General features: G+C 71.0%; 14 protein-coding genes and 1 riboswitch. Of the genes, 7 read left to right on the forward strand and 7 right to left on the reverse strand.

Annotated elements, in window-relative coordinates:
* Nucleotides 1-125: 125 nt before the first annotated feature.
* Nucleotides 126-413 (reverse strand): hypothetical protein, encoded by a 288-nt coding sequence (locus NE236_RS38595; RefSeq protein ID WP_252847247.1) that lies wholly within the window; start codon nucleotides 411-413, stop codon nucleotides 126-128.
* Here NE236_RS38595 and NE236_RS38600 point away from each other — a divergent pair.
* Nucleotides 412-654, forward strand: a complete 243-nt coding sequence (locus NE236_RS38600) for an SHOCT domain-containing protein (RefSeq protein ID WP_252847248.1) — start codon at nucleotides 412-414, stop codon at nucleotides 652-654. The two genes, NE236_RS38595 and NE236_RS38600, sit on opposite strands and share 2 nt — an antisense overlap.
* A 42-nt stretch (nucleotides 655-696) precedes the next feature.
* Here the strand turns inward: NE236_RS38600 and NE236_RS38605 are convergent, their stop codons facing one another.
* Genes NE236_RS38605 through NE236_RS38615 form a run of 3 tightly spaced genes read right to left on the reverse strand, consistent with a single transcriptional unit; the run spans nucleotide 697 to nucleotide 3,429 of the window.
* The gene (locus NE236_RS38605) at nucleotides 697-1,284 is read right to left on the reverse strand and encodes a MarR family winged helix-turn-helix transcriptional regulator (RefSeq protein ID WP_252847249.1); all 588 of its coding nucleotides are present in this window, start codon (nucleotides 1,282-1,284) and stop codon (nucleotides 697-699) included.
* A gap of 47 nt (nucleotides 1,285-1,331) precedes the next feature.
* Nucleotides 1,332-2,558 (reverse strand): calcium:cation antiporter, encoded by a 1,227-nt coding sequence (locus tag NE236_RS38610; RefSeq protein WP_252847250.1) that lies wholly within the window; start codon nucleotides 2,556-2,558, stop codon nucleotides 1,332-1,334.
* Nucleotides 2,559-2,610: 52 nt separating this feature from the next.
* Nucleotides 2,611-3,429 carry an SAM hydrolase/SAM-dependent halogenase family protein gene (locus NE236_RS38615; protein ID WP_252847251.1) on the reverse strand — a complete coding sequence of 273 codons (819 nt, stop codon included), beginning with the start codon at nucleotides 3,427-3,429 and terminating at the stop codon, nucleotides 2,611-2,613.
* Between the two features lie 100 nt (nucleotides 3,430-3,529).
* On the opposite strand from NE236_RS38615, the gene NE236_RS38620 reads away from it, so the two are divergent.
* The 3 genes from NE236_RS38620 (at nucleotide 3,530) to NE236_RS38630 (ending at nucleotide 5,645) form a co-directional block, all read left to right on the forward strand.
* Nucleotides 3,530-3,838: a DUF3263 domain-containing protein gene (locus tag NE236_RS38620; RefSeq protein ID WP_252847252.1), complete on the forward strand. Its 309-nt coding sequence runs from the start codon at nucleotides 3,530-3,532 to the stop codon at nucleotides 3,836-3,838.
* 495 nt (nucleotides 3,839-4,333) lie between these two features.
* The gene (gene otsB, locus NE236_RS38625) at nucleotides 4,334-5,149 is read left to right on the forward strand and encodes a trehalose-phosphatase (protein ID WP_252847253.1); all 816 of its coding nucleotides are present in this window, start codon (nucleotides 4,334-4,336) and stop codon (nucleotides 5,147-5,149) included.
* A gap of 82 nt (nucleotides 5,150-5,231) precedes the next feature.
* Entirely contained in the window at nucleotides 5,232-5,645 is a 414-nt protein-coding gene (locus NE236_RS38630) for a hypothetical protein (protein WP_252847254.1), read from the forward strand.
* Between the two features lie 66 nt (nucleotides 5,646-5,711).
* Here the strand turns inward: NE236_RS38630 and NE236_RS38635 are convergent, their stop codons facing one another.
* Nucleotides 5,712-6,251 (reverse strand): PadR family transcriptional regulator, encoded by a 540-nt coding sequence (locus NE236_RS38635; RefSeq protein WP_252847255.1) that lies wholly within the window; start codon nucleotides 6,249-6,251, stop codon nucleotides 5,712-5,714.
* A 43-nt stretch (nucleotides 6,252-6,294) separates the two neighbouring features.
* Nucleotides 6,295-8,124: a serine/threonine-protein kinase gene (locus tag NE236_RS38640; RefSeq protein WP_252847297.1), complete on the reverse strand. Its 1,830-nt coding sequence runs from the start codon at nucleotides 8,122-8,124 to the stop codon at nucleotides 6,295-6,297.
* A 54-nt stretch (nucleotides 8,125-8,178) separates the two neighbouring features.
* Here NE236_RS38640 and NE236_RS38645 point away from each other — a divergent pair, with 54 nt between their 5' ends.
* Nucleotides 8,179-8,730, forward strand: coding sequence for an RNA polymerase sigma factor (locus NE236_RS38645; RefSeq protein ID WP_252847256.1), 552 nt, complete (start codon nucleotides 8,179-8,181; stop codon nucleotides 8,728-8,730).
* Here NE236_RS38645 and NE236_RS38650 read toward each other — a convergent pair.
* Nucleotides 8,721-10,151 carry an alpha,alpha-trehalose-phosphate synthase (UDP-forming) gene (locus NE236_RS38650; protein ID WP_252847257.1) on the reverse strand — a complete coding sequence of 477 codons (1,431 nt, stop codon included), beginning with the start codon at nucleotides 10,149-10,151 and terminating at the stop codon, nucleotides 8,721-8,723. The genes NE236_RS38645 and NE236_RS38650 overlap by 10 nt on opposite strands.
* Nucleotides 10,152-10,436: 285 nt before the next feature.
* Nucleotides 10,437-10,603, forward strand: a riboswitch (SAM riboswitch).
* A 15-nt stretch (nucleotides 10,604-10,618) separates the two neighbouring features.
* Between NE236_RS38650 and thrC the strand changes: the two genes are divergently transcribed.
* Both thrC and NE236_RS38660 read left to right on the forward strand, forming a co-directional pair.
* Nucleotides 10,619-11,863: a threonine synthase gene (gene thrC / locus NE236_RS38655; protein WP_252847258.1), complete on the forward strand. Its 1,245-nt coding sequence runs from the start codon at nucleotides 10,619-10,621 to the stop codon at nucleotides 11,861-11,863.
* Nucleotides 11,860-12,138: a MoaD/ThiS family protein gene (locus NE236_RS38660; RefSeq protein ID WP_252778086.1), complete on the forward strand. Its 279-nt coding sequence runs from the start codon at nucleotides 11,860-11,862 to the stop codon at nucleotides 12,136-12,138. The genes thrC and NE236_RS38660 overlap by 4 nt, the downstream gene beginning before the upstream one ends.
* The last annotated feature ends 57 nt before the right edge of the window (nucleotides 12,139-12,195 follow it).

Below are 12,195 nucleotides of genomic sequence, written 5' to 3' on the forward strand. Positions count from 1 at the left end.
GGCGGGCGTCATTCTGCCACGGTGGGATCCCGAGCGCTCCCGCGATCGGCCGCTTTCGAAGCGCTTGGGACCCGAGATGTCACGGAGTGTCGCGAGGGTGCCGTCGGAGGCGCGGGCCGCTCCCGTCATGGAGGTACGGGGCCTGGCCCGCGTTCGCCCTGGCCACGCGCCGCGCGGACGTCCACGACCACCACGTCGGGGCGTAGGCGGAACGCCGCGTCGACGGCCTGTCCGCCGTCGGAGGCGTCGCCGACGACGACGACGCACAGGTCCTCGTGGCGGTTGACCGCACCGCCCTTCCCCGGCGGCCGGCCGGGATGCCGTCCCGTTTCCGGCTGCTCCGCCGGAGGTACGCCGGAAGCCTCCCGCCGTATGACGACCTTCCGGGCATCCGAGGCGCACGATCGGGGCATGACAGCGATGATCCTCGCCGGGCACGGCCCCTGGCATCACGGAAACGGCCCCGGTTGGTGGCCCGTCATTCCCCTCGCGTTCGGTCTGTTCTGGCTGCTCGTCCTCGGCGGAGGCGGCTACCTGCTGTGGCGGCGCACGAAGTCGCCGGCGAGCGCGGAGTCCATGCTCGCCGACCGGTACGCGCGAGGCGAGATCGACGAGGAGGAGTACCGGGAGCGGCTGGCCGTCCTGCGCTCCTGACTCCCGGTGCCGCGAGCCGTCGGTCGTATCCCGCGGCTCGACTCAGCGAGGCGTGGCCTGGGGGGACGGCTCGGTGCCGGGGGAGGCGGAGGCCTCCCGGTGCCGGTCGGTCGGCGGAGCGGCCGCCTCGAGCAGCCTGCCGGCCTCCGCCTCGTCGATGGTGACGCCGGCCGCCGCGTCGCTGAAGCGCCGCAGCAGGCGGGCGAACTGCGCGCGTTCGTCCGGGGACCAGTCGGCGACGAGCTGGGCGATGAATCGCCTCCGGAACTCGTCGGCCATCAGCTTGATGCTGCGGCCGGCGTCGGTCAGCTGCAGGTGGGCGCGCCGGGCGTCGACCGGCGACGCGTGGCGGGAGACGAAGCCCGCGTCGATGGCGTGACCGACGAGCCTGCTGGCGGTCGACGGGTCGACGTCGAGGAGCTCGGCGACGGCGCCGACGGTGACGTCACCCTGGTCCTCGCCCTGCCGGACGATGGCGTAGATGACCATCAGGTTGGACAGCTGGATGCCCTGTCCCTGCTCGCATTCCTCGCGCAGCCGCCGGAGCAGCTGTGGCTTGGCCCAGAGCCTGCGGAGCTGAAACGCGGCCTGCTCGATCTCCGCGACGCTCGGGTCGATGTCGGTACCCACACCGTCACAGTAATTGAGCGCGTGGCCTAGGCCCGCATCTCCCGGGATCATCCCCACCAGAACGCGGTGGCGATGATTCCGTACAGGACCATCAGCGTCGCGCCTTCCAGCCAGTTCGACTCGCCGTCGAGCACGACGAGAACAGTGATCACCACGGCCATGATGAGCACGGCGATCAGCAGCGGGGACAGCACCAGGGTGAAGGACGCGCCGACCAGCGGAGAGAGCAGGACGAGCGCGGGCGCGACGACCAGGGCGATCTGCAGCGGGCTCTGGAGGATGACCGACAGCGCGTAGTCGGACTGGTTCTTGAGGGCGAGCTGGATGCCGACGACGTTCTCCACGGCGTTTCCGGCGATCGCCACGATCACGAGGCCGGCGAACGCCTGGGAGATGCCCAGGGAGTCCATGGCGGGCTCGAGGGCGGCCACGAACCAGTCGGAGACGAACGCCGCGCCCACCCCGGTGACCGCGAGCATGGTCAGCGCGACGGCCAACGGCCACGAGGGTTGGTGGGAGGAGCCCTCCGACTTCTCCGCGGCCGTCCCGGCATCCGCCGCGCCCGGCTCCGCCGTGTTCGCGGCGCTCCCGCTCGCGGCGCTCCCGCTCGCGGCGGCCACGCTCGCGGCGGCGGCCACGCCGGTGGTGACGCCTCCGCTCGTGGCGGCGGCCTCGGCCGTGCCGGGCGCCTCGCCGGTCTTCTGGCGCTTGATCGCACTGGGGAGTGACGCCACGAACAGGCACAGCAGCAGGATCGACACCACGACGGACAGGTTCCGTTCGTGCAGGGCCGCCTTTGTCGCGTGGGAACCGAGCGCCGCGGTGAGCGACGGGACCAGCAGCGCCGCCACCGACAGTGTGAGCAGCATGGAGAGCGTGCGGGCGGTGTCACCGCCGAACTTCTGCGGCCCGTTCTTGATGCCGCCGAACAGGAACGCCAGGCCCAGGACGAGCAGGACGTTGGCGAGGATGGAGCCGACGATCGTCGCCGTCGCCACGTCGTACAGCTTCTTCTGCAGCGCGAACAGCACGACGAACAGCTCGGGGAGGTTCCCCAGCGCGCTCTGGACGACGCCGGTCGCCCCCGCGCCGAGGCGGTCGCCGAGGGCCTCCACGCTGCGCCCGACCAGGCTGGCCAGGAGCGCGAGCGCGATCGCCGCGACGACGAAGGGGGCGACGGTGCCACCGATCTTGCCGTAGTAGGTGATACCGGCCGCCGCGGCCGCCACGACAGTGACGATCATCAGGCGCCAGTCGGAGCGCGAGAATCCCATGAAGGAGATCATGCCGCATCCGGACCTGCGGACTTGACGGTTCGTTGACCTTTCAGCGCATCGGCGAGAAGGCCATGGCGACGCGGACGTGCGCTCCCGGCGGCAGGCCGAGGCGTTGGGCCGCGTTTCCGGCGTTGACCGCGAGCGCCAGGCAACCGACCGAGTCGATGTACGCCACCAGCTCCCCGGGGGGAACCATGGCGAACGTCTCGCCGAACGGCACGGTGAGGGTGCGGCGGCCGAGCGTCACGCTCAACGGGGCGCCGGTGACCGCGCCGATCCGGCGGAGGTCCCCGGCGGTCACGGAGAGCTGCACGTTGCCGAACCGGTCGACGGTGAGCACCTCGCCGTCGACGGTGCCCTCCTGGACGCGCCGCGTCGGCCGGGGGAGCACCACCAGATCCGCGGCGTCGAACTCCGTGCCGACCGACGCGATGTCCAGGCCCGCCGCCAGGTGGGCCGCGACCGGGGCGAACATGTCGCGGCCGTGGAAGGTGGCCGACAGGGGCTCCAGCCAGAGCTTGGAGTTGGTCAGCTCGAAGGCGCGGGCGCCGCCGTCCGGGATGGACCAGGACAACACGCCGTTGTCGGGCCCGACGAAGATCCGGTTGCCGGTGGCCACGGCCACCGCACGCCGCGCCGTGCCCACGCCGGGATCGACGACGGCCACGTGCACGCCCTCCGGGAGATACGGCACCGTCTGGGCGAGGAGGGCGGCCCCGCGGCGTACGTCACCGGGAGGGACGAGGTGACTGATGTCGATGATGCGGGCGCTCGGAGAGATGCGCACGATCACTCCGTGACAGGCGGCGACGAAGCCGTCCTCCAGCCCGTAGTCGGTCAACAGCGTTACGCAGTTGGTGGGCGCCACGCTTTGAAGACTACGTCGAGGCCCGTACGGCAGAACACCACGAACGAGTCGCGGATCACGCGTAGCATGACAGCCCCCCGACCCGTACAGAGGGGACCTGATGCAACCGGCGAACGCCCGGGGCAATGGCCCTGACAAGGACAACGACGGCCGCCTGGACCAGCGCGACCGGGACATCCTCGACTTCGAACGGCAGTGGTGGAAGCACGCGGGAGCCAAGGAGCAGGCGATCCGCGAGCTGTTCGACATGTCGTCGACCCGCTACTACCAGATCCTCAACCAGCTGATCGACCGCCCCGAGGCCCTGGAGCACGATCCGATGCTGGTGAAACGGCTACGTCGTCAGCGATCCGCCCGGCAGCGCCAGCGGGCGGCGCGTAGGCTCGGCATCCGAATTAGCGATCGGTAGCGATTCTGTGGCAGACTGTCACGAGCACGCCCGGTGCCCAGGTGACGTCGGGCACCCTCCTCGGTGGGGTCGCGAGACCTCACCGACCAGCGTCCGGAGGGACGTGTCACGAGGGCTGTCGGCTCCCGCCGTTCAGCACCAGGGCACGAAGGCGACTGGCTCACATCCCTGAGCGACACCGGGGATCACTAAGCCGATCAGAGACGCTCGGTATCCGAACCTGACCTGCCCGAAGGCGGAGCGGTCCGTGGTCGGGTCGGCGATCGGCCGGTGGGCGGGCCGGAGGCATGGGTGGCGTTCCGACGCCCGCCCGCGGCCTGTTCGCGCCGGGTGCGACCGGCCACGAGTCGTCGTACGTCCCCCGGCTTCCGGCCGTCCGGTGTCGTGACCGGCCGGCGGCTGACCGCACGGTGTCATGAGCCGGCGGCGATCGGCCGTACGGCGTCGTGACCTGCCCGCGACGGGTACCCGCGAAGCGAACGAGAGGGACGACAGATGAGCGCCGACGCCCTGGAAGCCCAGACGCCCGCCGGAGCCGAGGGGCTGTCCGCGATCAGCGCCCGCCCGCGCCACGCGCTGATCGGCTTCGACTTCGACGGGACGCTGTCGCCCATCGTCGACGACCCCGAGGCCGCGCGGGCCCATCCGGGCGTCGTGCCGGCGCTGCGCCGGCTGGCGCCGCTCGTCGGCACGGTGGCCGTCATCACCGGCCGTCCTGCCGCGACCGCCGTCGAGCACGGGGGCTTCGCCGACATCGAGGGCCTGCTCGTCCTCGGCCAGTACGGCCGGGAGCGCTGGGAGAACGGCGTTCTGCAGACCTCGGAGCCGCCACCGGGCGTCGCGGAGGTCCGCGCCAAGCTCCCTCTGATCCTGGCGAACGCCCCTGAAGGCGTCACCATCGAGGACAAGGGACTCGCGCTGGCGGTGCACACCCGGCGCGCCGCCGAGCCGCAGGTCGTCCTCGAACGCCTGCGGAGCATCGTCGCGGCCCTGGCCGAGCGTACGGGCCTGGTGGTCGAGCCGGGCCGCTTCGTGCTCGAACTGAGGCCCCCCGGCATGGACAAGGGCGGGGCGCTGCGCGGCCTGGTCGCCGAGCGCGGCGCGTCGGCCGTACTCTTCGCCGGGGACGATCTCGGTGACCTCCCGGCGTACGACGCGATCGACGCGCTGCGCAAGGAGGGCACTCCCGGAGTGAAGGTGTGCAGTTCGTCCGACGAAGTGACCGCGCTGGCCGAGCGCGCGGATCTCATCGTCGACGGCCCGCCGGGTGTGGTCGGTCTGATCGAAAGACTCGCGAGCGATTTGTCGTAACGGTAGAGTCATCGCCCCCACCGTCCAACAAGGGACGAAAGTGCCTGTTTTGGGCATATGGGACGACCGAAAGGGTGGGCCGGTGGCCATTCGCAAGGAGACCATCAAGCAGCAGGCGAACCAAATGGTGGCCCAGGCCATGCAGCCCGGCGACCAGATCATCAGTGGCGTGTACGCCATCACCGGCCCGAGCCCGTGGCTGATGAACCAGCTCGGTCTCCTCGGCCAGTTCTTCATCGACTACTACTACGTGGCCGTCACGCACCAGCAGGTCATCTTCGTGAAGATGAACCGCATGAGCAACCGGCCCAAGGAGATCGCCTTCGCCGCTCCGCTGCAGAGCGTGCGGATCTCCGACTACCGGCGCAACTCCCTCTGGAGCTCCTTCCGCTACGCCGTGCCGAACGCTCCCAAGCCGATCCGCCTCAACGTCCACCGGATCTGGCGCCAGGAGCTCGACGCCCTGGTCGGCGCGTTCGGCGTGCAGGCGGCCTGACGCCCGGACCGAGCGCCTCCCGGCACATCCGGGAGGCGCTCGTGATCATCTCGCGCGGCGGCGCGGTCAGTCCGCGTCGTCGGCGAGGATGCCGTAGAGGCGGCGCCGGGCGTCGTTGATGACCTCGAGCGCCCGCTCGCGCTGCTCCTCGTTGCCGGCCTGCATGACCTGCCGGAGCGCCATCATCAGCTGGCCCATCGCGGTGTGGACGTGCGTCGCGGCCGCACCGGCGTCCTCTGTGATCTCCGCCCACGGCGGGGTCCGCCCGGCGGCCTCCGCCTCGGCGCCGGCCTCGTCCGTCAGCGCGAACAATCGTTTGCCGGACGATTCCCGCCCGGAGACGAGCCCCTCGTCCTCCAGGAGCTGGAGCGTCGGGTACACCGAGCCCGGGCTGGGCCGCCAGATCCCGCCGGTGCGGCTCTCCAGCTCCTGGATCATCTCGTAGCCGTGCATGGGCCGTTCGGCCAGCAGCGCGAGGATCGCGGCCCGCACGTTGCCGCGCTTCATGCGGCGCCCGCCGCGCCCCCCTCGGCCGCGCGGGCCGAACCCCGGCCCCCAGTCGCCGAACGCCGCGCGCTCTTCACGGTGCGTTGATCCTCTGCGCATGACCTCTCCCCGACGATGCGTAAACGATATATCGTACGGCGGATCAGCCCTTGGTCCGGATGCTGTCGAGGATCTTCCTGGTGAGGTCGGGCGGCCCGGCCAGCTTCACGCGGACCCACAGCGCGAACCTCCCGCCGGTGTCCCGCAGCCCGACCTCGTTGATCGTGATCGTGCCGCAGCGCCATGGGGTGATCTGGCCGCTCAGCGTGCCGTGACGGTACGCCTGGTCCGTACCCTGCGTGCACTTGAGGCGATGCCGGCCCAGGGTCGGCGGCGGCAGGGTGACGTTCATGTCGTGGGTGAGCCCGGCGAAGACGCCCGGCGTCGCGACGTCGTCCTTGACGAACTGAACGTAGTCGGGGGTGGCGCGCAGGGCGGGTGCCTTCGCGCGGTCCGACACGGCGATCGGCCAGGTGGTGTGCTGGGTCTGCAGCTTCCACGTCGGCGGAACCCGGATGCTGAGGCGCCCCGTCGTGTCGGTCACGGTGACGAGGCCGTCCCCGGGCTTGGAGTGCGACGAAGGGGAGGATCCCGTGAGCTTCCCGATGGCGTAGGCGCCGCCGCCCCCGACGACCAGCACCGCGGCCAGGCCGGCGATGACGATCAGCCGCTTGCGGGCCGGCCCGCCGGCCGGCGATCCGTCACCCGTGCCACCGGACCGGTGCGATGCCGGGCGGGCCGTGCCTGCGGCCCCACGGCCCCCGGCGTCGCGCGGGCCGTGGGGCCGCTCGATCCGCAGGTCGCGGACGGTGTCGTTACCGACCCCCACCGGAGGCGGCGTCTGCATCGTCTGATCGCGGGGGTTGTCGTACGGCGGCGGCGAGCCGGGATCGTCCACCGGAGGGACCCGGACCGTACGCGCCGACGGTGAGCCGTCGTCCGGGCGGCCCGGCCCCACCGGACCCGGATCGTCCGGGATCGCCGGGACCCGGAGCGTGCCGCCCGGCGCCTGCCCGTCACCGGGCCGGTCCGTCGGCGCCGCGGCGTACGATGCGCCCGAGGGCCACCCGCCGCCCGACTCGGAGTCGACCGTCGTCGCCATGTCGCCGGTCTCGGGGACGTCCCGCACGGTCGCGTCGTCGCCCACGGACATCAGCGGGACGCTGAGCGCGGCCGCGAACGCCTCGGCGGACGGCCAGCGACGCTCCCGATCGCCTTCCAGGGCCCGCATGACGATCTCGTCGACGGCCGGGGGCAGGCCGGGCCGCGCCGAGCCGGGCGGGGCCTCCACCGGGGCCGGACCGGGCGGGTCCCCGGTGAGCAGGTGATACGTCAGCGCACCCAGGCCGTACACGTCGGCGCGGACGTCGAGGCCGCCCCCGAACCGCGCCTGCTCCGGCGACATGTAGCCCGGGGTGCCGACCGGCATGGTGAACGCCCCGGACGCGTGGGCGAGGGCCTTGGCGAGCCCGAGGTCGGCGATGAGCAGGCGTTCGCCGCCGTCGGTCGTCGACTGGAAGAGGACGTTCGACGGCTTGAGGTCGCGGTGGATCACCCCCAGCCGGTTGATGACCTCCACGCCGCGGGAGATCTCGATGGCGAGCCGGAGGGCCTCGGAGACCGGAATATCCCGCTCCCGCATGCGGTCGGCGAGCGTCCCGCGGTCGGCGTAGGACATGACGAAGTACGGCCGGCCGTCCTCGAGTTCGCCGATATCGTGCACCCGCACCAGGCGCTCGGAGTCGGCGCGGCGCAGGATCCTGGCCTCTTCCAGGAAACGACTGCGCACATCGAGGTCGTCTATGAGCCCCCCGGCCAGCACCTTGACGGCCACGGGGGCATCGAGCAACTCGTCTTGGGCGAGCCAAACGGAAGCGAAGGCTCCGGACCCAAGAACACGATCGATTCGGTAACGACCGACGGTCGAAGGCATGGACACCCCCGTATCATGCCCAATACGGGGCGATAGCGAGGGCGAGGCGGAGTCATGGCGTACGACGAGCGGACCGAGGGACTGGCAGAACGGGCCGCCAAAGGTGACACTGCGGCATTGAACGAACTACTCCGGGTAATCGAACCGGATGTTCTGCGCCATTGTTCGCGGTTTCTGCCCTGCCGGCAGGACGCCGAGGAGGCGTGCCAGGACGCGTTGATGCAGGTCGCCCGCAACATCGGCCGGTTCGAGGGCCGTTCGCGGTTCAGCACGTGGCTGCACGTCGTCGTCGCCAACTCCGCGCGCTCGACCTACCGGTCGCTCAAGCGCCGTTCGGTGGAGCAGGTGGGCGAGTTGCCGCAGCAGCGCCCGGACCCGCACCGTACGAGCGTCATCGCCGGCTCGCGCGTGGACATCCTCGACGCGATGGAGGACCTCGAGCGTCGCAAGCCCGACCTGATCGAGGCCCTCGTGCTGCGCGACGTGTCGCAACTGGAGTACAGCGAGATCGCCCAGCAGCTCAACCTGCCCCTGGGCACGGTGAAGTCCCGGATCCACGAGGCCCGCAAGCAGTTCCGCCAGTCACTCGGCGACGACTACAGCTGATCGTCCAGGGCGTCGAGCTGCGCCCCGAGCCAGCGCTGCGGAGGCAGGGCCGTCGCGGCGGCGGCCAGGCGGGCGCAGCGCTCGGCCCGCTCGTCGCGCGGCATGAGGAGCGCCCGGTTCAGCGCCTCGGCGGTCTGTGACACGTCGAACGGATTGATCATCAGGGCGTCGTCGTCCATCTCGGCCGCGGCCCCCGCCTCGCGGGACAGCACGAGGGCACAGCCCTGCTCGGACAGCACCGGCCCCTCCTTGGCGACGAGGTTCATGCCGTCCCGGATCGGGTTGACCAGCAGGACGTCCGCCAGGCCGTACGCCGCCAGTGAGCGCGGGTAGTCGTCATTGACCTGCAGGATCAGCGGATCCCAGCCGCCGTACCCGAACTCGTCGGAGATCTCGGCAGCGATCCGCTGTACGGCGGCGGTGTACTCGCGGTACTCCGGCAGGTCGTGACGCGAGGGGTAGGCGAACGCCAGGTGCACCACCCGGCCGTGCCACTCCGGATGCTTGGCGAGCAGCTCACGGTAGGCGGCGAGCCCCCGCACGATGTTCTTGGACAGCTCGGTGCGGTCGATCCGCACGATCAGCCTGCGGTCGCCCACCTGCTCGCGCAGGGCTCGCTTGCGGGCCTGCACGTCGGGTTCGGCGGCGCGCGCCCGGAGGGAGACGCCGTCGATGCCGAGGCCGTGCACACCGACCCGGGTGATGCGCCCGCCGTGCGTGACCGTCCGCGCGACGGGGTCGACCTTCGCCTGCAGGATGTCGGCGCAGCAGTCGATGAACGCGTCGGCCCAGCGCTCGGCGTGGAAACCCGCGTGATCGGCGCCGAGAACGCCCTCCAGGACCTCCCGCCCGATGTCGTCCGGCAGCAGCCGGTAGTACTCCGGCGGCGCCCACGGCGTGTGCGAGAAGTGAGCGATCTTCAGATCGGGGCGGCGTTCGCGCAGCATCCCGGGGGCGAGCGTCAGGTGGTAGTCCTGGATCGCCACCTTCGCGCCCGGCCGCGCGTCCCGGGCGAGCGCGTCGGCGAAGGCCGCGTTGTACGCCTCGTACGACTGCCAGTCCCGCCGGGACCGCGCGTCGAAGTGCGGGCTGTTCGGGCTGTCGTAGAGCATGTGGTGGACGAACCACAGCGTGGAGTTGGCCACGGCGTTGTAGGCGCGGTGGAAGGTGCCGGCCGGAATGTCCAGCATGCGGACGGCGCCGGCGCCATGGGCGTCCAGCCGGCCGTCCTCCGCGCGGCGCGTCGCGGCGCGGTCGGCGTCCGACAGCGCGGCGCAGATCCACAGGATCTCACCGCCCAGCCCGGCCAGGGCCGAGACGAGACCTCCGCCGCCGCGCCGCATCGACAGCGTCCCGTCGTCGGCGAGTGCGAACGAGACGGGACCTCGGTTGGACGCGACGAGGACCTGCGAGTCACCCATGGGGGGAGGGTAACCGGCGGACGGTAATGGCGGTCGAGTAAAGTCGAATGGCGGGGCGCTTCGGTACGGTGTCCCGCAGCGACGTCATCACGGATGGTCAGGGCATCGCAACCCGCCGGGAAGCCGGTAGCGGCAGTGCCTTACAAGCCTTTCGAACCGGCCGGAACCGGCCGTCGGCAGCGCGTCCGGCGGCGCTCCCCGGACCGCGATGGTGTCTCGCGACCTGAGACGCGCTTGGCGGGGAACCGGTCAGTCACGTATACAAGTCGTCATACAACTTAATAACGCTCATCCAGAGGGGTGGAGGGACCGGCCCGTTGAAGCCCCGGCAACCCTCCCGGACATGCGGTTCCCAGCGTGCCTCGGCACGCCACAACTCGCAAGACAGCGAGGCCGCCCGGGACAGGTGCCAACTCCGGCTCGTGACCAAGGTGGCACGGGAAAGATGAGGAGAGAGGCCTCGCTTCATGTCGCAGACCGCCGCCCGAAACCTCGGCCCCGCGACCGCACTTACCTGTCGTGAGTGCGGTGAATCCTACGATCTGGGTCCTCACTACGCGTGTGAGCTGTGTTTCGGCCCCCTGGAAGTCTCCTACGACCACACCGGCGTGACCCGGGAACAGATCGAGTCCGGCCCGCGCAACATCTGGCGCTACCGCGGCCTGCTGCCCGTTCCGACGAATGTCACGGACACGCCCAACACCGAGCCCGGCTTCACCCGCCTCGTGCGCGCCGACAACCTCGCCGAGTCCCTGGGGCTTCGGTCGCTGTGGGTCAAGGACGACAGTGGCAACCCGACCCACTCGTTCAAGGACCGCGTCGTGGCGGTCGCGCTCGCCGCCGCCCGCGAGCTCGGTTTCAAGGTGCTGGCCTGCCCGTCCACCGGCAACCTCGCCAACGCGGTCGCGGCCGCGGCGGCGCGCGCCGGCATCCGCAGCGCCGTCTTCGTGCCCTCGGACCTCGAACGCCAGAAGATCGTCACCACGGCGGTGTACGGCGGGACGTTCGTCACCGTCGACGGCAACTACGACGACGTCAACCGGCTGGCGTCCGAGATCGCCGGCGAGCAGGACGACTGGGCGTTCGTCAACGTCAACGTGCGGCCCTACTACGCCGAGGGTTCCAAGACGATCGGGTACGAGATCGCCGAGCAACTGGGCTGGCGGCTGCCCGAGCAGATCGTCATCCCGATCGCCTCGGGCTCACAGCTCACGAAGATCGACAAGGCGTTCCAGGAGTTCATCAAGCTGGGCCTCGTCGAAGACCGGCCGTACAAGATCTTCGGTGCGCAGGCGACCGGTTGCTCGCCCGTCTCGGCCGCGTTCAAGGCCGGTCACGACGTCGTCCAGCCCGTCAAGCCCGACACCATCGCCAAGTCCCTCGCGATCGGCAACCCCGCCGACGGCCCGTACGTCCTCGACGCCGTGCGCCGCACCGGAGGGGCCATCGAGGACGTCTCCGACGAGGAGATCGTCGACAGCATCGGCCTGCTCGCCCGCACGGAGGGCATCTTCGGCGAGACGGCGGGCGGCGTGACGCTGGGGGCGCTCCGCAAGCTGCTGGCGAGCGGCGTGCTGGACCCCGAGGCCGAGACCGTGTTCATCAACTCCGGCGACGGCCTCAAGACCCTGGACGCGGTGGCCCCGGTCGCCGTGCCGTCCGCGAACATCGCTCCGACCCTCGAGGCATTCCGAAAGGCAGGTCTGGCGTGAGCTCGATCAGTGTCCGCATCCCGACGATCCTCCGCAGCTACACTGGAGGGGAGGCCGAGGTGAAGGCGACGGGATCGACCGTACGCGAGGTCGTCGCCGACCTGGACGCCAACTACTCCGGCATCGCCGCCCGCATCCTCGACGACAACGGCAAGATCCGCCGGTTCGTCAACGTGTACGTGGGCGAGGAGGACGTGCGCTTCGCCGACGGGCTCGACACCCCGACGCCGGACGGCGCCCAGATCTCCATCATCCCGGCCGTCGCCGGCGGCTGAACCCCGGCCCACCTGGGGTCCACCAATCGGAGCCGGCTGACGGACCGAGCCGCACGG

It is taken from the genome of Actinoallomurus purpureus (assembly GCF_024055795.1).
Classification (GTDB): domain Bacteria; phylum Actinomycetota; class Actinomycetes; order Streptosporangiales; family Streptosporangiaceae; genus Actinoallomurus; species Actinoallomurus purpureus.